Here is an 18,453-nt window from a genome sequence, read left to right on the forward strand (position 1 = left end):
TTCGGCCGGCCCGTCGAGTGGCCGAAACAACCTCCTGCGGTAGCAGGTACATCGGCCGTTCGGCGGGGCAGGATCGCAGGTCGATCGCGGCACCGCAGCAAAAGTCGTGGGCTCAGTTTGATGCGGGTGAAACGCGAGGAGGCCATACTTGCGAGCACCGTGAACGAATCCGGGAGGCTCGACGATGACCGCGCTGCCGCTGCAAGTCGTTTTTCCGCTCTCCCTCGGTGACCGCACCGTGGCGCCCCACGTCGCGTGCGAGCTCAGCCGAGTGGCGGGTGACGAACCTGGATGTGTAGACCAGACAGCCCGGATGCTCGATGACGAGCATCTCCTCGGGACGGCGCTCATGCCGGACCCGCTGCCCGCCGCGCGTGCGGTGCGAGAAGCCGTCGGCCCGCTCGGGCTCGACGACGACGCGCGCCGGGTGCTGCTCGTCGCGGCCGTCGCCGTGGTGGACCGCACCGACGTGCTGCTCGCAGCGTCCGGCACCGACATCGACACGCTGATGGCCGGTCCGGCCGGGCGTCACCTGCATCTCGTGGGGGGGCCGGTTCCGGTTCCACCATCCGCGCGTCCGCTCGGTGGTGCACGCCGACGCCGACCTGGCCACCCGCACCGCCGCCCACGTCGCCCTGGCGGACGTGCACCGCAAGGCCGACGAACCGCTCGTCGCCATGTGGCACACGGCCCTGAGCACGCTCGCCGGCGATCCGCTGCTCGCCGACGGCCTGGTCGAGCTCGCCGAGCAGCATCTCGCCCGCGGCGACGTACACCGCGCGCACGAGGTCGCCCGCGAGGCCGCGAGCCACGGCACCGGACCGGTGCGGGCACGCGCCTTCGCGGTCGCCGGGCGGGCGGCGCTGTGGGCGGGGCACGTGCACGACGCCGTCGTGCACCTCCGCCGTGCCACCCACCCTGCCGACAGCGGCCCGTCCGCCGTCGGTGCGCCGGACGCCGCGCGCCCACTCGGTATCGCGCTCGCACTCCTGGACGGCCGGCCCGACGCCGTCCTGCCCGATGACGCCTGCGGCGTCGACCGTGCGGCGATCGCCGCCGCGCGCAAGACGATCCGCCTGCTCGACGGCGCCCCCGGCGAAGCCTCCGCCACCCTGTCCGAGGTCGCGGAGCTGGCTCCTGCCCGGCCCGCCGGGCGGTGGTTCGACGGTCCGGACGAGGCGATGACGCCGCTCGCGGAGGCGCACCTGCGAGTGGGGCAGTCCTACCTCGCGCTGCGCCTCGGCGACATCACCGGGGCCGCGTCCGTGCTCGACGACGCCGTCGAACGCCTCCCCGTGGCCCTCGCGTTCGGCGGCCTGGGGATTGCGCTCGCGCGGCGCCTCGATCTGGTCCGCGACGGGCACCTCAGCCGGCCGACGGCAGCGCTCGAGGCGTCGGTACCGGGTCAGGTCGCGCCCGTCGTCCGCGCGGCCACGCTCGGCGACCGGGCCCAGACCGCCGTGTTCGACGGTCGCTGGGTCGAGGCCGCCACGCTGCTCGGGCTCGCGGCCGAACGGGGCGGCGACGACCTGCACCGCCTCTGGCTACCCACGTCCGATCCCGTGGAGCTGCTGGTGCTCGCCGGGCAGGACCGGGCGGCCCGGCGCTCCTACGAGCGCCTGCGGCTGCGCGTCCTGCCGTCGGTGGGGCCGGAATCGGCGGGCGGGTTCTCCGGCGGACCGGTGCGCCGCCGTCGGCTCGACCTGGCGCGCGCCGAGCTCGCCCTCGCCGATGCCTCCGGCGTCAACCGGGCACGCGAGCGTGCCGTCGAGGCCTCGCTCCGCGTGGGCTCCACGTTCGAGCGCGGCCTCACGGAGCTGGTCGCCGCGCGCGCCCTGGCTCGCCTCGGCCTGCCCGTGGATGCCGCAGCGCACCTGCTCGGGGCGCACGAGCTGTTCGAGGAGTCCGGCGCGAAGGCCTGGGAGCACGTCGCCGAGCAGGCGCTCAAGACGCCGGACTTCCTGCCGGCGGGCACTGGTCGTGGCGCACCCGGCTCCGGACGGGCCACACCAGGCTCGGGCGGCGCGGTTCTCCGGAGGGTCGGTCCCGGCGCACCCGCCGAGGGCCTGTCGACCACCCCGGTGCGATTGACCGGCCGTTCGCCCGGCGAGCCCCGTTCGGCCGGCGAGACTCGTCCCACCACCGACACCCGTCCGTCCGGCGAGGCCACCGGGCCGGCGCCGGGCGAGCCGTCGGGAGGTGCCGCCCCCGACGTCGGGCAGGAGGAGCCGTGCGGGCAGTGGAACGGCCTGCTCACCGAGCGCGAGCTCGACGTGGCCCGGCTCGTGGTGCAGGGCCGGACCAACCGGCAGGTCGCCGCGAGCCTCTACGTGTCGGTCCGCACCGTCGAGGTGCATCTGGGACGGGTCTTCCGCAAGCTCGGGGTGCGCTCCCGGACGGAGCTGGCGGTCCTGGCGCTCCGCGGCTGAGCCGGAGGTGCAGCGCAGGGTGGAGGCCGAGGAACGAGGCATCCGCCCGGAGCGGAACCGTAGGCTCGGCCGCGCAACGACACAGCGGCTGAGCCGGTACGGGCCCGCTCAGGCCTCGAGGAGGATCGTCACCGGGCCGTCGTTCACGAGCTCCACCTGCATGTCCGCACCGAACCGTCCGGTCTCGACGGTCAGCCCGCGCTCCCGGAGCGCGGTGACGACGGCGTCCACGAGGGGCTCCGCGACGGGTCCCGGTGCCGCCTGGTTCCACGTGGGGCGGCGCCCCTTGCGGGCGTCGCCGTAGAGCGTGAACTGGCTGACGACGAGCACCGGTGCGCCGAGGTCGGCCACCGACTTCTCGTCGTGCAGGATCCGCAGGTCGGCGATCTTGCGGGCGATCGTCTCGACCTGGGCGGGGCCGTCGTCGTGGGTCACGCCGACCAGCGCAAGGATCCCTGGCTTGTCGATGGCGCCCACCACCTCGCCGTCGACCACCACCGACGCGCGGGTGACGCGCTGGAGCACCGCCCTCATCGGCGGCCGTCGGTGAACGCGTCGGCGAAGACCGCACGGACCTCTCCGACCGGCCGTCCCCCGCCGAGCACCGGCACGCGACCCAACCCGTCGAGCCCACCCGGGTACACCCCCGGCAGGGCTGCCGCACCCGCCGCGCGCAGGGCGGCGGCGAGGATGGCCGGACGAGACCGGGCGGAACCGTCGAGCACCTTGAACGCGATGGCTGAACCGTCGGGCAGGCCTGCCGCGTAGATGCCCTCGGCACCGTCCTTCGCGACCAGGCCGGGCACCGCCTGCATGGCGAGCGTGGCGTCGCGGCCTGTGCCGCCCACCATGTCGGGGTGCGCGGAGATCGCGCGGCTGGCCCGTGCTTCCTGCGAGCGGACGTCGACGGTGGGTGCGGCGCCGAGGACCGAGAACGCGCGCGCCAGGCCGAGCAGCGTCGTGGAGAACAAGGGCGCTCCGCAGCCGTCCACCGTGGTGTGCATGACCACCTCTGCGTCGCCCGTCAGCTCGAGGATGGTCGCACGCACCGCCCGCTGCAGCGGGTGCTCCGGCGACAGGTAGGTCTGGATGTCCCAGCCCTGCGTGAGGCAGGTGGCGAGCATCGCGGCGTGCTTGCCCGAGCAGTTCTGCGCGAGAGGCGCGGGCCCCGGACCGCCGGCCAGGGGCGCCATGTGCCACTCGAGCGCGGCGGGCGGGTAGAGCGGCAGGTCGGGCGTGTTCTGCAGCGCGCCGACGCCGAGGCCCATGGAGCCGAGAATCTGCAGCACGCCCTCGAGGTGGAACCGCTCGCCGTTGTGGCTCGCGGCGGCCAGGGCCAGCAGGCGGTCGGGCAGCTCGAGGCCCGCGCGCAGCATCGCGACGAGCTGCAGCGGCTTGAGCGACGACCGTGGCCAGATCGGCGTGGTCGGGTTGCCCACCTGGATCACCGGCCGGCCGGACGGGTCGAGCACCACGAGGTGCCCCAGGTGCACCGACTCCACGAGGTCGCCGCGGATCACCTCGGCGAGCGGGGCTGCGTCGTCGAGCACGCCGCCCGACGCCGCGCTGCCCGGCCGGGGCATCGACGACGCCGCCCGCCCGGCCGGCATCGGCGCCGTCACCAGCCGCTCTGCGGGCCGCGCGGCTTGTTGCCCGTGCCGTAGGGCTGGAGGCGGGGCCGCACGCTCACCCAGTAGATGATCGCCGGCGCCACCGCGATGATGTTGAGGAACGAGCCGAACATGAACCCGCCCTGCATCCAGCCCTGGGGCAGGCCGAGGAAGCCGAGAGCCGCCGCGAAGGCCAGGATCGCCAGCCAGCCGGCCTTGGGCACCCGCCCTTCGGCCCGGTAGCCCTTGTCGGGTCGACGCGTTGCGTCGATGAACGCGACGACCTGCACGACGAAGACCACGAGCGCGAGCGCGGCCATGACGAACCACTGCAAGAATCCCACGGCGCGAGCCTACGGCACGGACTCAGTCCTGACGGGTGTGCCTGGCGCCGAACAGCATCGTGGCGACCATCAGCATGAACACCACCACGCCGAGCAGGGCAGGTAGCAGCGCCCACAACCAGCTCACAGTGGGTCCGACCACGAGGAACGCAGCGGCGGCCAGTGTCCGTGCAGAGGCCCATCTCCGGCAGATCCGGGACGCGGTACTGGACCACAACGGGTCCCGGTCCCAGAGCTCGGTGGGCAGCCTGTGATGGGCAGGCGGTGGGTGACGGTTGGTGCGGGTGGCAGTTGGTGGCAAGTGGCTGACGGGCAGGCAGGTGCCGGTCTGTGGCAGCTTGTGGGCAGCCGCCGGGCAGTCGGTGGTGGCCAGCCGGTGGTGGCCAGCCGGTGGTGGCCAGCCCTTGGCCGAAGACCCGGTAGTGCGCCCGCCCGGATGCCGAGTGCAGAGTTCGACGCGGCCTCGGGTGCCGACTGCAGAGTTCGACGCGGCTCACGGTCCTGAAGCCGCAACGAAGTCTGCACTCGCGAACGGTGCCCGCAACCAACTCTGCACTCGGCACCCGAGTTGGCCAGGTCAGCAGCAAGGTAGGCCGGGCCGGCGTCGGGTCAGGTCGGCGTCAGGCCAAGCCGGACCGGCGTCGGGTCAGGTCGGCGTCAGGCCAAGCCGGACCGGCGTCGGGTCAGGTCGGCGTCAGGCCAAGCCGGACCGGCGTCGGGTCAGGTCGGCGTCAGGCCAAGCCGGACCGGCGTCGGGTCAGGTCGGCGTCAGGCCAGGTCAGACCGGCGTCACGCCGGACCGGCGCCAGGCCGGGCCAGCCAAGCCGGACCAGCGGCACCAACAACACCAGCACCAACAACCCCGGCAGCCCTGTCCCTGGAAGTCACAGCTCCGGCAGCGCGTCCCGGGCCTCGCCCGGAGAGGCTCCGGCGGCCTCCAGCGTGTCGACGACGGGCGACCGCAGCAGCATCACCAGCGACTGCACCTGCCAGTCGCCCTCGCCCACGGTCCGGGGGTCCACCTGCGCCGCCACGGAGGTCAGCACGTCGCGCCCGCGCGCCCCGTCCGCCCCGGATCCGACGTCGGACGCGAGCTGCCGCACGCCCGTCGCGAAGCCCTCGACCAGACCGGCCACCGGCTCGACGTCGTGCTCCCCCTGGACGACCGGGAGCACCCGGCGGGCGAGGACCCGGACCGACCGCATGGTCCGGTCCACGAGCACTGCCTGGTCCTCGAGCCGTCCGAGCTCACCGCGGTGCACCCGCCCCACGGAGATCCGAGCCAGCTCGCGCGCACCACGCGCGGCCTCCTGCCACTCGGCGAGCACCGGTTCGGAGGCGCGGCCACGCACGAGGGCTGCGCGGACGTCGTCCGCGTCACGCGAGCGCAGGCCGCGGGCGAGGGTCTCCAGGGTCTCCGCGAGCTCGGTCACCGCCTGCTCGGCGAGCGCTCGCGGACGACGCCGGGTGTCGCCGGGCGTGAGCAGGGCGACCAGCAGTGCGACCGCGCCGCCGATCAGGGCGTCCGTCCATCGCCCGAGCGGCCCGCCCGATACCGACGGCAGGCCCACCACGATGATCGCCTGCACCCCTGCCTGCGTGACGAGGAGGGCACCCCGGTCGATGAACCGCGCGGCGACGGCGGAGATGAACAGCACCAGGCTGAGCTGCCACCAGCCCGACCCGATCAGGTGCACGATCAGGTCGCCCATGGCAACGCCGACGGCCACGCCCACCGCCATCTCAGACACCTTGCGGACGTCCCGCTGCGCGGTGAAGCCGAGGAGCACCCAGGCCGCGACCGGTGCGAAGAACGGCTGCTCGTGACCCAGCACGTAGCGGGCGATGAGATAGGCAACCCCTGCGGCGAGCGCCGCCTGCGCGATCGGGATCATGCTCGCCCGCGCGCGGGTCCAGCCCTGTCGCAGCCGGGTGCGCAGCATCAGCGTGCGCATGGCCTTGCGCCACATCTCGTCGGCCGCGCCGGGCAATGAGGTCACGAGGGCATCTTCGCACTCACGCCCGGGCGGCGGCCGCCGCACGGCTGGTCAGATCAGGCTGCCGGGCCCCCGCAGGCCGCGGGTCAGCGGGCCGTGCGCCTCGGGGCGGTCGACCGACACGCCGTCGCCGGGGACCACCGTCTCCTGCGCCGCGGACACCTCGATGGTCTGACCGGAGATCTCACCGGACACCATCAGCTCGCTGTCCTCCGGCACGTTGCGCTTGAGCACCGCGAGGCCGATGGGGCCCAGCTCGTGGTGGCGGGCCATCGAGGTGAGCGTCCCGACGACCTTCCCGGCTTCGCCGCCCGACGCCGGGAGGCGCACCTCGGAGCCCGGCTCCGGCAGCAGGTGCTGCGAACCGTCGAGGTGCAGCATGACCAGCCGGCGGGGCGGACGGCCGAGGTTGTGCACCCGCGCGACCGTCTCCTGGCCCCGGTAGCAGCCCTTGCTGATGTGGACGGAGGTACGCAGCCAGTCCAGCTCGTGCGGGATGGTGCGGCTGTCGACCTCGCGTGCGTAGCGCGGGCGCCACGCCTCGACGCGGAGCGCTTCCGTGGCCCAGGTACCGGCGAGCTTCCAGCCGGCCGCCTCGCGGGCGGCGACCTCGGTCTCCAGGTCAGCACGGGGCACCAGCACGAGCCGCCACGGACGCTCGGCGCCGGGGTGCTCGGACTCGGGCGGACCGTAGCGCGTGCCACCGCCGACCACCTTGGGCCAGGCGTCGTGCCAGGTCACCGGCTCGCCCTCGATGCCGTCGGCAGCGACAGGCTCGCCGATCGCCGCCCACTCCTCCGTGGCGTCCGTCACCTCGACGCGGAGCGTGAACTTCATGCGGTCGAGCCAGCCGGCCAGGCCGGGCGCCGACTCGCGCTCGGTGATCAGCCACGTGGCCTCGCCGTCGTCCACGGCGCCAGCTACATGCTCGATGTGGCCCTGCGGCGACAGGACGAGCAGCTCGGTGCTCGTCCGGGGGGCCAGGTCCTCCAGCTGCTGCGACGTGATCGAGTGCAGCCAGGTCAGCCGGTCCGGCCCGGCGACCCGAACGACCCCCAGGTGCGACTGGTCGACCACGGCGCCGCCGCGCGACAACGCACGCTGCTCGGCCGTCGGGTCGCCGTAGTGCCAGGCGATCCCGGCATCGGGGCCTGCGGCGGCGACCGCGCCGTGGCGGCTCAACAGGGGGCTCACGTAATCCATGCTCACCTCAGGTGCAGCGTTGTGGGCGGGCGAGGCATTCCCCGCCCGCAAGACGTGTCAGAGGAGCAGGTCACCGGAGTGGCTCGTGCCGCCGACAGGGCTCATTGCCGGTCCAGCTCCGCCGACGCGTACGAGCGCAGCGGCTCGCCGAACGCGGCGAGCTCCTCCACCCACAGCAGGCGGCCCTCGACCAGTCCGTACAGTCGCTTCGACGCCCGGACCTCCGACGCCGTCGACGTGCGAGCTATCGCGTCCGACGCCAGGTCGATCCGCCCGTTGCCGGCCGCGCCGATGTAGACGGTGATGCGCCCGGAGGCGTCGGCCACGAGCACCTCGAGCGCCTGCTTGTCGTCCTCGAGCCCGTCGGGACGGTCGGTGGACACGCGCCAGTAACCGGTCTCGGTGGACCAGACGGTTCCGGCTGCCGGGACGTCGACGGGGGCGGCGCTCGTCGGCGCCTCGGTCTCCGTCGGGTCCGGCACCGGGGCCGGCCATTCGCCGTCGCCGGGCAGGGCGTCAGGAACCGCGTCCTCCAGCACCCGCAGGGTGGACTCGAACCGCAGGTAGGGACCGCCGTCGTGGTCGAAGACCAGGTCCTGCACGAACGCCTTCTTGCCGATGCCCGGGTACTCGATCACGCCCTCGCCGCGCCACCGCCCCACCAGCCAGGCCAGCGGGTACACCTCGGGCGAGAGTCCGTCCGGGAAGGTGAACGTCATCAGCGCTGGCCGGCGTACAGCTTGTAGACGACGTAGCCGGCGAACCAGGTCACCGCGACGGCGACAGCGACGATGAGGCCGGTGAAGATGAGCTCAAGGGCATGGATCGACATGGTGTCGATCCTAACGGTCCAACGCCTACAGTCAGCGGCATGCGCCAGCTCGTGATCAAGACCACTGCAGGCCTGGACCGGCCCGAGGCCACCAACCAGGCATTCACCGTCGCCGCAGCCGCTGTGGCGTCCGGGGCCGAGGTGAGCCTCTGGCTCACCGGTGAGTCGGCCTGGTTCGCGCTGCCGGGCCGCGCCGCGGATCTCGCGCTCGAGCACGCGACGCCGCTGCCCGACCTGCTGGAGGTCGTCCTGGCCGCTGGGACCGTGACGCTCTGCACCCAGTGCGCCGCGCGCCGCGACATCACCGAGGCGGACGTGCTGCCAGGGATCCGGATAGCGGGTTCCGCCCTGTTCACCGAGGAGATCCTGCGCGAAGGAGCTCAGGCCCTGGTCTATTGAGACAGGTCCGGGGACGAGTAGTCGGTAGTACGTCAGGTGATCGGCAGCCCGGGGCTGCCGATCACCTGACGTACTACCGACTACTCGTCGCGGGAATACTCAGGCGCGGACCAGCCCCGCCCGACGCATCATCAGGTACATCTCGCACCCGAGGCACAGCCCGACGACGGCGTTGAGCGCCGCGGCGACGAACGCCACCGCTGCCGCGATCGGCACCGCCGGCAGCACCCCGAGGAACCCGAGGAGCACGCCCACCGCTGTGACGAACAGGCCGACCCCCTGCGCGAAGCGCGGCGGACGCCGGTCCTCCAGCTCACCGGGCGGGCCGAGACGAGGGCGCACGAACTTCTTGAACAGCATGCCCTGCCATGAACCCTCGGCACCGCGCACCGTGCCGAGCACGAAGCTCAGCATGATGAACGTCAGCAGCCACAGGCCTGCGGTGCTCGCGCCGAGCAGCACGACGGCCGCCAGCAGCACCGCCGTGATGCTCGCTCCCACCCGCGGCCCGCGCGGGTCGATCCCCTTGCTCACACTCATGACTGCCCTTCCCCGTCCGCTTCGGCCACCGCGACCTGAACCCGGTTCAGCGCCTGGCGTGCCTGGGTGTCGGACACCACTCCGCTCATGCGGGCCACCTCGCGCCCACCACCGTCGACCACGAGCACGGTGGGGGTGCGAAGCACGCCCAGGCTGCGCACGAGGTCGAGGTGGTCGTCGACGAGGAGCTCACGGTGACCGACGTCGGAGGCCGACCTGGTGAGCCCGCCGAGCACCCGGGACGTGGACCGGCACGCGGCACACACCTCTGCCGAGAACTGCACGAATGTCACCCGGTCTGCGAGCGCGATGCCTGAGGACGCCCAGTCGATTCCGACGGGCGTTTCTCTGGGCGCGCGCACCGCCCCCTGACGTGCCGACCACCACACTCCGAGCGCCGCAGTACCCAGCACGAGCACGACCAGCGCTATCACCTGTCCCAGCATTTAACCCACGATGCCGTGAGTTGCTCGTCCAGACAAGTCCTCACCTGCAATGACGCCTGTCACAGTGCGGGGTTCTGCCCTTCTCGCACGGTCGGACGCATGCTTTCCTTGGCTGGACACCCGGCGCAAGCAGTATTTCTCGTGCCGAAATGCCGACCTGCCGATGCCGCTCCGATGGTAACGTGCATGCATCCGCATATATGGGAGAATTTGCTAAGATGGAAGTTTTGCCAACTCGCACCTGGAATGGAATCACCATCCCGGCCGCCGGTGTGTACCAGATCGACCAGAACCACAAGCGGCTCGGCTTTCTTGCCATGCACATGATGGTCAGCCCCGTTCGCGGCGAGTTCGCCGAGGGCGAGGCGTCCGTCGTCGTCGCGGAGGATCCGCTCGCCTCGCGGGTGACCTGCACCATCCAGACGGCGTCGATCGACACGCACGTGCCCGACCGCGACGCCCACCTGTCCGGCCCGGACTTCCTGGACGCCGAGAACCACCCCACCATCGAGTTCCGCAGCACCGGCTTCCGGATGCGGACCCAGGTGGACCCGATCTTCTCGTGGGCGCGGCTCAAGGCAGGCACCGCCGGCCGGGCCCCGCACGACCCGCTGCAGCCCGACGGCTCCTTCACGAAGTTCGTCATGGACGGCCTGCTCACGGTCCGCGGCGTCACGCGCCCGGTCTCGCTCGAGTGCGAGTTCGGCGGAGTGGGTCACGACCCCTACGGCCAGGACATCTTCGGCTTCCACGGCAGCTGCGACATCGACCGCGAGGAGTGGGGACTCCTCTGGAACGTCGCGCTCGAGGCCGGCGGAGTCCTGGTCGCCAAGAAGGTCCGCATCGAGATCGCCGGCGAGATGATCCGTCAGTCCGAGTCCTGAGCGGCCCGACGGCGTCGTGACCGCCGGTGGCGTCATCGCTTCAGAGGATGACCATCCGGCCCACGACGAACACGAAGATGCCACACACGGCGACGGGCAGCGCGCTCGCCGAGAGCCCGGCCAGCCGGGCCCGACGAGCCGGCAGCCGTTCCAGCAGCAGGTGCAGCGCACCCACGACGACGCCCGAGACGAGCCCGCACCAGAGGCCGCTCACGGTGTCGATGTTCGGCAGCAGGGTGCCGACCCCGCCGCCCACGGCCACGGCGGCGACGGCGGAGATCCCCAGCGCCACCCAGCCACGTACCGGTAGCGCCGACACGGCCGCGGCGACCGCGAGCGCGACCGCGCTGGTGACGACGAGGTCCGCACCGGCGTCGGACCGCGCGGCGGCAATCCAGCCGGAGGTGGCGATGGCGGCGACCACGCCCGCCACGGTGCCCGACACCGACTCGGTGAGCTGCGGCCGCCCGTCACGGCGCAGCATCTGTGCGATGAAGGAGAGCACCACCGCACCGGCAAGGACCGTCGGCAGGTGCCGCAGCACCGGCTCGCCCTGGGTGAAGTAGGTGGCCACCGCTCCGCCGATGCCGCAGAGCGCCACGACCACGCGGGTGCTTCCCGACGCGGGCAGCCGGAGCAGCGACGGCCAGCCCAGCGCGACGAGAACCACCAGGACCACAACCGCCGCCACGAGGGGCAACGGCCGGGGCTGGACGTAGGACGCTGCGGCGACGAGGGCTGCGAGCGCAGCGGTCGTCACGGCGCGGGTGGAGACGGACACACCCAGAGTTTTCCAGAGTCTTCCCGAGTTCCTTCAATCGCAGCACGTCAGGCAGCCGATCAGCGGCCAGAAGGAGACCCGCGACACTCGTGTCATGTGTGCGTCACGGGTGCTGACCAGCATGGTGGTCCCTAGGAAAAGGGCGTGTAACATGCACGCAACAAGCAACAGGGCAGACTTCCGCAGAGCCAGTTGGACGCGACGGGCCGTCTCGCTACCGCGAGACCCGAGCCAGGGACGGTTGCAAGACGCCGGTTCCGAGAGGAGGTGCGTCAGTGGCAGAGCTGTTGATCCTCACACCCGCTACCGGCGGGTCCGCCGATGTTTTGCCCGCACTGGGACTGCTGTCCCATCGGGTGCGAGTGCTGCCGATGGAGCCCTCCGCCCTGGTGGATGCCCCGGACGCTGATGTCGTTCTGCTCGATGCGCGGCGCGACCTGGTCGCTGCCCGGACCACCTGCCGGCTGCTGCACGCCACCGGACTCACGGTGCCGCTCGTGCTGATCCTCACCGAGGGCGGCCTGACGGTCGTGACCCACGAGTGGGGTGCCGATGACCTGCTCCTGGAGTCGGCCTCGCCCGCCGAGGTCGAGGCCCGCCTGCGCCTGGTGGTCGAGCGCTCGGCGCGCGGCCCTGCCGAGGAGTCGCAGCAGGAGATCTCCGCTGGCGAGCTCGCCATCGACGCCGGTGGGTACACCGCCCGGCTTCGCGGTCGGCCCATCGACCTCACCTACAAGGAGTTCGAGCTCCTCAAGTACCTCGTGCAGCACCCGGGCCGGGTGTTCACGCGCGCGCAGCTGCTGCAGGAGGTCTGGGGCTACGACTACTACGGGGGCACCCGTACCGTCGACGTCCACGTGCGCAGGCTGCGGGCCAAGCTGGGCCCGGAGCACGAGCAGCTCATCGGCACCGTGCGGAACGTCGGTTACCGGTTCGACCCGCCGAAGGAGCGCCCGGTCGAGGAGCCGCCTCCTCCCCCGGCTCCGGCCGGCCTACCGGACCGGGCTCCGGCTGCCGGCGGCCCCGCGCCGGACGGTGGCTCGACGGAGGACCCCGGCACGGGACCCACGGGCAAGCGGGTCGCGCAGACGGGTCATTGATCCCGCGCGTCCTGCACGTCCTGCGCGCGGACGGGGCACTCGGCCGCCGCGGGAGGCGGGCCCCCGAGCATCGCGCAGACCCGCCACCGAGCGCGTAGGTTCGTACTCGTGACCGCACTCTCGGCCCGACCGGCCGTCCGCACGGCAGCCACCAGCGACTACACGTGTGCCCTGGTCGAGGGTCCGTGGCAGCACGAGTTCGTCTCGTCGGGCGGTTCGCGCTTCCATGTGGCGGTCGCGGGCAGCGAGAGCCGTTCCGCCCCGCTGGTCCTCCTGCTGCACGGCTACCCCGAGTTCTGGTGGGCGTGGCGTGCACAGATCCCCGCCCTGGCCGCCGCCGGCTACCGCGTCGCGGCGATGGACGTCCGTGGCGTGGGCGGGTCGGACAAACCGCCGTCGGGCTACGGGGTGCCTGCGCGGGCGGCAGACGTCGCGGGGATCGTCCGCTCCCTCGGCCGCGAGCGCGCGGTGATGGTGGGGCACGGCACGGGCGGCACACTCGCCTGGGCGCTCGGGGCTCTGCACCGCGGCACGACGGCGGCCGTCGCCGTGCTCGCCAGCCCGCACCCTGCCCGGGTGCGCCTGCGCAGCCGCGCCGCGTTCACGACGGCTGCCCTGCGCGAGCTCGCGTACCTCCAGGTCCCGACCCTGCCTGAGCGGGCGCTGGCCCGCGGCGACCTGGTGGAACGCACGCTGACGCTGGGTGCGGCCACCCCGCTGCCCGACGACGTGGTCGAGCTGTACCGGACCGTGATGCGCATCCCGTTCGCCGCGCACTCCGCCGCGGAGGCGTTGCGCTGGGCCGTACGGTCCACACCCCGGATGGACGGGCGCCGGTTCGGCGCCGCGCTGCGCCGCCCGCTCGATGTCCCCGCGCTGCAGCTGCAGGGCGGCCTGGACGGCATCGTGCGACCCGAGCGGGCCGACCTCGATGCCGTCGCCCTGGCGCCCGACCTGCGCTACGAGCTCATCCCGGGCGCCGGACACTTTCTCCCGGAGGAGGCCCCGGACCGGGTGAACGAGTTCCTGTTGGACTGGCTCGCCCGCGTGAGCCCGGTGCCGCGGTAGGGCTACTTCGGCGCGACGATGGGCAGGCCCGCGGAGGGCGAACGTTCCGGCGCCGGCCGTACCAGCTTCGCTGCCTTGTCCGGGTCGGTCTCGCCAGCCCCGTACGACGGGCACAGGTCCGCGATGCTGCAGGCCCCGCAGGCAGGGTTACGGGAGATGCACACCCGCCGCCCGTGCCAGACGAGGTGATGGCTGAGCTTGGTCCAGTCCTTCTTGGGGAACAGCTCCCCCACCTCTGCCTCGACCTTCACCGGGTCCTCCTCGGTGGTGAGGCCCAGCCGCCGTGCCACCCGCCCGAAATGCGTGTCGACGGTGATTCCCGGGACGCCGAACGCGTTGCCGAGCACCACGTTCGCCGTCTTTCGCCCGACGCCCGGCAGGGTGACCAGGTCTTTCAGCCGGCCAGGGACCTTCCCGTCGAACCGCTCGACGAGGGCCTGCCCCAGTCCGATCACCGCACGCGCCTTGGCCCGGAAGAAGCCGAGCGGCCGCAGGATCTCCTCGAGCTCGTCCGGGTCCGCCTCGGCGTACGCCTGGGCGTCCGGATACATCACGAACAGCTCCGGCGTGGTCTGGTTCACGCGGACGTCGGTGGTCTGCGCGCTGAGCACCGTCGCGATCAGGAGCTCCAGCGGCGTCGTGAAGTCCAGCTCGGCCCGGGCGTCCGGATAGGTCTCCGCGAGCCGGCGGTTGGCTCGCCGCGCCCTGCGCACGAGCGCCAGCTGGCTCTCCGGCGCGTTCGTGGCGGCCTTTTCGGGTTCGCGTTCCCTCACAGTGGTCACATCCGCCACACTAGCGATCCTTACTGACATTCGGCTGCCGAGCTGCGCCGCCCGGTTTGGCGCCGTGTACCTAGGACGCGGAGTATGAGAAGGTCGAGGGCGCACACGCCGTCCACAAGCCGTGCTGTCGCACCCGATGCCCCCACCCCACGGTCCGGGCAGCACCCGGACCTCACGACGGTCCACGTGAATCGAGGAAGAATCACCATGCCGTACACGCACCACCTGCGCGTCTACCCGTCCGCCGAGCCGCTGAAGCGTACCGACCAGCTCGCCTGGAAGCTCGCGGAGCTCGCGACGGACAGCGTCGAGCCCACGGCAGAGGTCACCGACATGGTGATCAACCGCGTGATCGACAACGCCGCGGTCGCGGCCGCCAGCCTCACGCGTGGTCCAGCGGTCGCCGCCCGGTCACAGGCCCAGGCGCACCCGTACACGCCCGGCTCGACGGTGTTCGGCCTCGCGCCGGAGGCGACGAGCAGCCCCGAGTGGGCCGCGTGGGCCAACGGCGTCGCCGTGCGCGAGCTCGACTTCCACGACACGTTCCTCGCCGCCGAGTACTCCCACCCCGGCGACAACATCCCGCCGATCCTCGCGGTCGCGCAGCACGCCGGCCGCACCGGCAGCGACCTGCTGAGGGGCATCGTCACGGGCTACGAGATCCAGGTGGACCTGGTCCGCACGATCAGCCTGCACAAGCACAAGATCGACCACGTGGCCCACCTCGGCCCGTCGGCGGCAGCCGGCATCGGGACGCTGCTGGGCCTGGACACCGAGACGGTGTTCCAGGCCATCGGCCAGGCGCTGCACACCACCACGGCCACCCGGCAGAGCCGCAAGGGCCAGATCTCGACGTGGAAGGCGCACGCCCCTGCCTTCGCGGGCAAGCTCGCGATCGAGGCCGTGGACCGCGCTTTGCGCGGCCAGACCTCCCCCGAGCCCATCTACGAGGGCGAGGACGGCGTGGTCGCCTGGCTCCTCGACGGCCCCGACGCCGCCTACGACGTCACGCTCCCCGCGAGCGGTGAGCCCCGTACCGGCATCCTCGACACGTACACCAAGGAACACTCCGCGGAGTACCAGGCCCAGGCCATCATCGACATGGCACGCGCGCTCGGCAACGAACGGCCGGAGCTGCGCGACCCCGCGAACGTCCAGGGCATCGTGCTGCACACCAGCCACCACACGCACCACGTGATCGGCTCGGGCGCGAACGACCCGCAGAAGTACGACCCGACGGCGTCGCGCGAGACGCTCGACCACTCGGTGCCCTACATCTTCACCGTCGCGCTGCAGGACGGCGGCTGGCACCACGTGGGCTCGTACGCCCCGGAACGCGCCCAGCGCCCCGACACGGTGGAGCTGTGGCGCAAGGTCACCACCGCGGAGGACCCGGAGTGGACGCGCCGCTACCACTCGACCGACCCGGCGGAGAAGGCCTTCGGTGGCCGCGTGGAGATCACGCTCACCTCGGGCGAGGTCGTGACGCGCGAGATCGCCGTCGCCGACGCCCACCCGCTGGGTGCCCGCCCGTTCGCCCGCGCGAACTACGTGGCCAAGTTCCGCACCCTGGCGGCCGGCGTCCTGGAGGACGCCGAGATCGGGCGCTTCCTCGGCCTGGCCGAGCGGCTGCCCGAGCTCACGCCCGCAGAGGTCCGCGAGCTCACGATCGTCGCGGCGCCCGGTGTGCTGGACAGCGTCAAGGCCCCGACGGGCCTCTTCGAGCTGGGGCGTGCCTGATGCTCTACTCCCACCTCACGCCGGCGGCCAAGCGCCGCGCGTTCCGCGAGGCCCTCGCCGGGCCGGAGATCCTGCGGCTCCCCGGGGCGTTCAACCCGCTGAGCGCCAAGCTCATCCAGGACAAGGGGTTCGACGGCGTCTACGTCTCCGGCGCCGTGCTCTCCGCGGACCTCGGCCTGCCCGACATCGGCCTGACCACCCTGACCGAGGTGGCCGGCCGGTCCGGGCAGATCGCCCGCGTCACCGATCTTCCCGTGCTGGCCGACGCCGACACCGGGTTCGGCGAGCCCATGAACGTGGCCCGCACGGTCCAGACCATGGAGGACGCCGGGGTGGCCGGCATCCACATCGAGGACCAGGTCAACCCCAAGCGGTGCGGCCACCTGGACGGCAAGGAGGTCGTCGGGCTCGGCGACGCCGTCCGCCGCATCAGGGCGGCCGTCGACGGCCGCCGCGACCCCGACTTCCTGATCATGGCGCGCACCGACGTGCGCGGCACGGAGCCGGGCGACCGCGGCCTGAAGCTCGCGATCGACCGCGCCAAGGCCCTGGCCGACGCCGGGGCCGACGCGATCTTCCCCGAGGCGATGAAGGACCTCTCGGAGTTCGAGGCCGTCGCCTCGGCCCTCGACGTCCCCGTGCTCGCCAACATGACCGAGTTCGGCAAGTCCGAGCTCTTCACCGCCAAGCAGCTGCACGACGCCGGGGCGCAGCTCGTGATCTACCCGGTCACGCTGCTGCGCATCGCGATGGGGGCCGCCGAACGGGCGCTGGACCACATCTCGGCGTCGGGCACCCAGGACGCCCTGGTACCTGAGATGCAGACCCGTGCGCGGCTGTACGAGCTCACCGACTACGCGGCCTACAACCACTTCGACAGCAACGTCTTCACCTACAAGCCCTGATCGGTCTCGACAGGCTCGACCACCGGTGGTCGAGCCTGCAGGGACCCCGCACGGCTCAACACGAAGGAGTGCCAATGCCCGAGACCACGGAGATCCGCAAGGGTCTGGCCGGCGTCGTCGCTGACACGTCGGCGATCTCGAAGGTCAACCCCGAGACCAACTCGCTGCTGTACCGGGGCTACCCGGTGCAGGAGCTGGCGGCGAAGAAGACCTTCGAGGAGGTCGCCTACCTGCTGTGGCACGGCGAGCTGCCGACGCCCGCACAGCTCACCGAGCAGACGGCGACCGAGCGGGTGCACCGCGAGCTGCCGGACAACGTCCGCGCCGCGATCCTCGAGCTGCCCACCGACTGCCACCCCATGGACGTGTGCCGCACCGCGGTCTCGATCCTGGGCGCCCACGACCCGCAGGCCGAGGACTCCTCCGCCGAGGCGGAGCTCGCCAAGGCGCTGCGGCTGTGGGCCGTCCTGCCCGCCGTCGTCGCGCTGGACCAGCGCCGTCGCCACGGCCAGGAGGTCGTGCACCCGCGCGAGGACCTCGGCTACTCCGCGAACTTCCTGTGGATGACGTTCGGCGAGGAGGCCGAGCCCGCCGTCGTGCAGGCCTTCGAGGCCTCGATGGTGCTGTACGCCGAGCACTCGTTCAACGCGTCCACGTTCACCGCGCGCGTCATCACCTCGACGCTCGCCGACCTGCACTCGGCCGTGACGGGCGCGATCGGCGCCCTCAAGGGCCCGCTGCACGGCGGCGCGAACGAGGCGGTGCAGGCCACGTTCGAGGAGATCGGCTCGGCCGACAAGGCCGAGGCCTGGCTCGAGGACGCGCTGACGAACAAGAAGAAGATCATGGGGTTCGGCCACCGGGTCTACAAGAACGGCGACTCACGCGTGCCGACCATGCGCGCAGTGCTCGGCGACCTGGCCGAGCACTACGGCCAGACCGAGGTGCTCGATCTCTACGACACCCTCGAGAACGCCATGGGAAGCCGCAAGAACATCAAGCCGAACCTCGACTACCCGGCAGGCCCGGCCTACCACCTGATGGGGTTCGACACGAACATCTTCACCCCGCTGTTCGTGGCCTCCCGCATCACGGGCTGGACCGCGCACATCATGGAGCAGCGCGCCGACAACGCACTGATCCGGCCGGTCTGCGAGTACGTGGGGCCGGAGCAGCGCGAGGTCCCCTGAGGCGGGCGTCGGACGCCCGTCCCCAACCCCCAGGTGACACCCCCTAGGATTTATGGACGGGCGTCCTACTTCGCACCGAGCAAAGCCGACATCCCGCCTGAGGCGGACGATCGCGTCGGGCTGCACGCCACGCGGACGCCACGAGAGACACCGATAACCCGGCAATCTCGTGACATTGAGGCAGACTGAGAGGTGGAAAAGAC

19 protein-coding genes are annotated in these 18,453 nt (G+C 72.2%); 8 read left to right on the top strand and 11 right to left on the bottom strand.

The features are described 5' to 3' along the window. Nucleotides 1–112: 112 nt before the first annotated feature. Complete coding sequence (locus tag ACFS27_RS08775; protein WP_377182008.1) at nt 113–532, bottom strand: hypothetical protein; 420 nt, start codon at nt 530–532, stop codon at nt 113–115. Between the two features lie 52 nt (nt 533–584). Here ACFS27_RS08775 and ACFS27_RS08780 point away from each other — a divergent pair, with 52 nt between their 5' ends. Further along, the gene (locus tag ACFS27_RS08780; RefSeq protein WP_377182013.1) at nt 585–2,429 is read left to right on the top strand and encodes a LuxR C-terminal-related transcriptional regulator; all 1,845 of its coding nucleotides are present in this window, start codon (nt 585–587) and stop codon (nt 2,427–2,429) included. 108 nt (nt 2,430–2,537) lie between these two features. On the opposite strand, the gene dtd is transcribed toward ACFS27_RS08780, so the two are convergent. The 6 genes from dtd to ACFS27_RS08810 form a co-directional block, all read right to left on the bottom strand. Beyond that, nucleotides 2,538–2,963, bottom strand: coding sequence for a D-aminoacyl-tRNA deacylase (dtd, locus tag ACFS27_RS08785; protein WP_377182015.1), 426 nt, complete (start codon nt 2,961–2,963; stop codon nt 2,538–2,540). Continuing rightward, complete coding sequence (locus ACFS27_RS08790; RefSeq protein WP_377183663.1) at nt 2,960–4,054, bottom strand: asparaginase; 1,095 nt, start codon at nt 4,052–4,054, stop codon at nt 2,960–2,962. Before ACFS27_RS08790 ends, dtd begins: the two co-directional genes overlap by 4 nt. Continuing rightward, on the bottom strand, nt 4,048–4,383 hold the full coding sequence (locus ACFS27_RS08795; protein WP_377182017.1) for a DUF2516 family protein: 336 nt from the start codon (nt 4,381–4,383) through the stop codon (nt 4,048–4,050). Before ACFS27_RS08795 ends, ACFS27_RS08790 begins: the two co-directional genes overlap by 7 nt. An 884-nt stretch (nt 4,384–5,267) precedes the next feature. After that, on the bottom strand, nt 5,268–6,383 hold the full coding sequence (locus ACFS27_RS08800) for an FUSC family protein (RefSeq protein ID WP_377182019.1): 1,116 nt from the start codon (nt 6,381–6,383) through the stop codon (nt 5,268–5,270). 48 nt (nt 6,384–6,431) lie between these two features. Beyond that, nucleotides 6,432–7,583, bottom strand: coding sequence for a CAF17-like 4Fe-4S cluster assembly/insertion protein YgfZ (ygfZ, locus tag ACFS27_RS08805; RefSeq protein ID WP_377182021.1), 1,152 nt, complete (start codon nt 7,581–7,583; stop codon nt 6,432–6,434). Between the two features lie 101 nt (nt 7,584–7,684). Further along, nucleotides 7,685–8,302, bottom strand: coding sequence for an FABP family protein (locus ACFS27_RS08810; RefSeq protein ID WP_377182023.1), 618 nt, complete (start codon nt 8,300–8,302; stop codon nt 7,685–7,687). A 152-nt stretch (nt 8,303–8,454) separates the two neighbouring features. Between ACFS27_RS08810 and ACFS27_RS08815 the strand changes: the two genes are divergently transcribed. Beyond that, complete coding sequence (locus ACFS27_RS08815; RefSeq protein ID WP_377182025.1) at nt 8,455–8,814, top strand: DsrE family protein; 360 nt, start codon at nt 8,455–8,457, stop codon at nt 8,812–8,814. 99 nt (nt 8,815–8,913) lie between these two features. Here the strand turns inward: ACFS27_RS08815 and ACFS27_RS08820 are convergent, their stop codons facing one another. Together ACFS27_RS08820 and ACFS27_RS08825 are read right to left on the bottom strand one after the other, a co-directional pair. Continuing rightward, entirely contained in the window at nt 8,914–9,354 is a 441-nt protein-coding gene (locus ACFS27_RS08820; protein WP_377182027.1) for a DUF4395 domain-containing protein, read from the bottom strand. After that, nucleotides 9,351–9,800, bottom strand: a complete 450-nt coding sequence (locus tag ACFS27_RS08825) for a thioredoxin family protein (RefSeq protein WP_377182029.1) — start codon at nt 9,798–9,800, stop codon at nt 9,351–9,353. Before ACFS27_RS08825 ends, ACFS27_RS08820 begins: the two co-directional genes overlap by 4 nt. Before the next feature lie 218 nt (nt 9,801–10,018). Here ACFS27_RS08825 and ACFS27_RS08830 point away from each other — a divergent pair, with 218 nt between their 5' ends. After that, nucleotides 10,019–10,684 (top strand): YceI family protein, encoded by a 666-nt coding sequence (locus tag ACFS27_RS08830; protein WP_377182031.1) that lies wholly within the window; start codon nt 10,019–10,021, stop codon nt 10,682–10,684. 40 nt (nt 10,685–10,724) lie between these two features. Here the strand turns inward: ACFS27_RS08830 and ACFS27_RS08835 are convergent, their stop codons facing one another. Next, nucleotides 10,725–11,465 carry a hypothetical protein gene (locus ACFS27_RS08835; protein WP_377182033.1) on the bottom strand — a complete coding sequence of 247 codons (741 nt, stop codon included), beginning with the start codon at nt 11,463–11,465 and terminating at the stop codon, nt 10,725–10,727. Between the two features lie 275 nt (nt 11,466–11,740). Between ACFS27_RS08835 and ACFS27_RS08840 the strand changes: the two genes are divergently transcribed. Then, complete coding sequence (locus ACFS27_RS08840) at nt 11,741–12,565, top strand: winged helix-turn-helix transcriptional regulator (RefSeq protein ID WP_377182035.1); 825 nt, start codon at nt 11,741–11,743, stop codon at nt 12,563–12,565. Nucleotides 12,566–12,673: 108 nt separating this feature from the next. Beyond that, nucleotides 12,674–13,633: an alpha/beta fold hydrolase gene (locus ACFS27_RS08845; RefSeq protein ID WP_377182037.1), complete on the top strand. Its 960-nt coding sequence runs from the start codon at nt 12,674–12,676 to the stop codon at nt 13,631–13,633. A 2-nt stretch (nt 13,634–13,635) separates the two neighbouring features. On the opposite strand, the gene nth is transcribed toward ACFS27_RS08845, so the two are convergent. Then, nucleotides 13,636–14,415 (bottom strand): endonuclease III, encoded by a 780-nt coding sequence (gene nth, locus ACFS27_RS08850; protein ID WP_377182039.1) that lies wholly within the window; start codon nt 14,413–14,415, stop codon nt 13,636–13,638. A 207-nt stretch (nt 14,416–14,622) separates the two neighbouring features. Between nth and ACFS27_RS08855 the strand changes: the two genes are divergently transcribed. The 3 genes from ACFS27_RS08855 (at nt 14,623) to ACFS27_RS08865 (ending at nt 18,250) form a co-directional block, all read left to right on the top strand. Beyond that, nucleotides 14,623–16,155, top strand: a complete 1,533-nt coding sequence (locus tag ACFS27_RS08855) for an MmgE/PrpD family protein (protein WP_377182041.1) — start codon at nt 14,623–14,625, stop codon at nt 16,153–16,155. Further along, the gene (gene prpB / locus ACFS27_RS08860) at nt 16,155–17,060 is read left to right on the top strand and encodes a methylisocitrate lyase (RefSeq protein WP_377182043.1); all 906 of its coding nucleotides are present in this window, start codon (nt 16,155–16,157) and stop codon (nt 17,058–17,060) included. Before ACFS27_RS08855 ends, prpB begins: the two co-directional genes overlap by 1 nt. Before the next feature lie 74 nt (nt 17,061–17,134). Further along, complete coding sequence (locus ACFS27_RS08865) at nt 17,135–18,250, top strand: bifunctional 2-methylcitrate synthase/citrate synthase (RefSeq protein ID WP_377182045.1); 1,116 nt, start codon at nt 17,135–17,137, stop codon at nt 18,248–18,250. Nucleotides 18,251–18,453 lie beyond the last annotated feature (203 nt).

The organism is Promicromonospora vindobonensis (genome assembly GCF_042685865.1).
GTDB classification, from domain to species: Bacteria; Actinomycetota; Actinomycetes; order Actinomycetales; family Cellulomonadaceae; genus Promicromonospora; species Promicromonospora vindobonensis.

Coding starts and splice junctions, on each gene's coding strand:
- dtd (WP_377182015.1), bottom strand. CDS start 2,963: ATGAGGGCGGTGCTCCAGCGCGTCACCCGCGCGTCGGTGGTGGTCGAC.
- ygfZ (WP_377182021.1), bottom strand. CDS start 7,583: ATGGATTACGTGAGCCCCCTGTTGAGCCGCCACGGCGCGGTCGCCGCC.
- ACFS27_RS08810 (WP_377182023.1), bottom strand. CDS start 8,302: ATGACGTTCACCTTCCCGGACGGACTCTCGCCCGAGGTGTACCCGCTG.
- ACFS27_RS08815 (WP_377182025.1), top strand. CDS start 8,455: ATGCGCCAGCTCGTGATCAAGACCACTGCAGGCCTGGACCGGCCCGAG.
- ACFS27_RS08820 (WP_377182027.1), bottom strand. CDS start 9,354: ATGAGTGTGAGCAAGGGGATCGACCCGCGCGGGCCGCGGGTGGGAGCG.
- ACFS27_RS08825 (WP_377182029.1), bottom strand. CDS start 9,800: ATGCTGGGACAGGTGATAGCGCTGGTCGTGCTCGTGCTGGGTACTGCG.
- ACFS27_RS08830 (WP_377182031.1), top strand. CDS start 10,019: ATGGAAGTTTTGCCAACTCGCACCTGGAATGGAATCACCATCCCGGCC.
- ACFS27_RS08855 (WP_377182041.1), top strand. CDS start 14,623: ATGCCGTACACGCACCACCTGCGCGTCTACCCGTCCGCCGAGCCGCTG.
- prpB (WP_377182043.1), top strand. CDS start 16,155: ATGCTCTACTCCCACCTCACGCCGGCGGCCAAGCGCCGCGCGTTCCGC.
- ACFS27_RS08865 (WP_377182045.1), top strand. CDS start 17,135: ATGCCCGAGACCACGGAGATCCGCAAGGGTCTGGCCGGCGTCGTCGCT.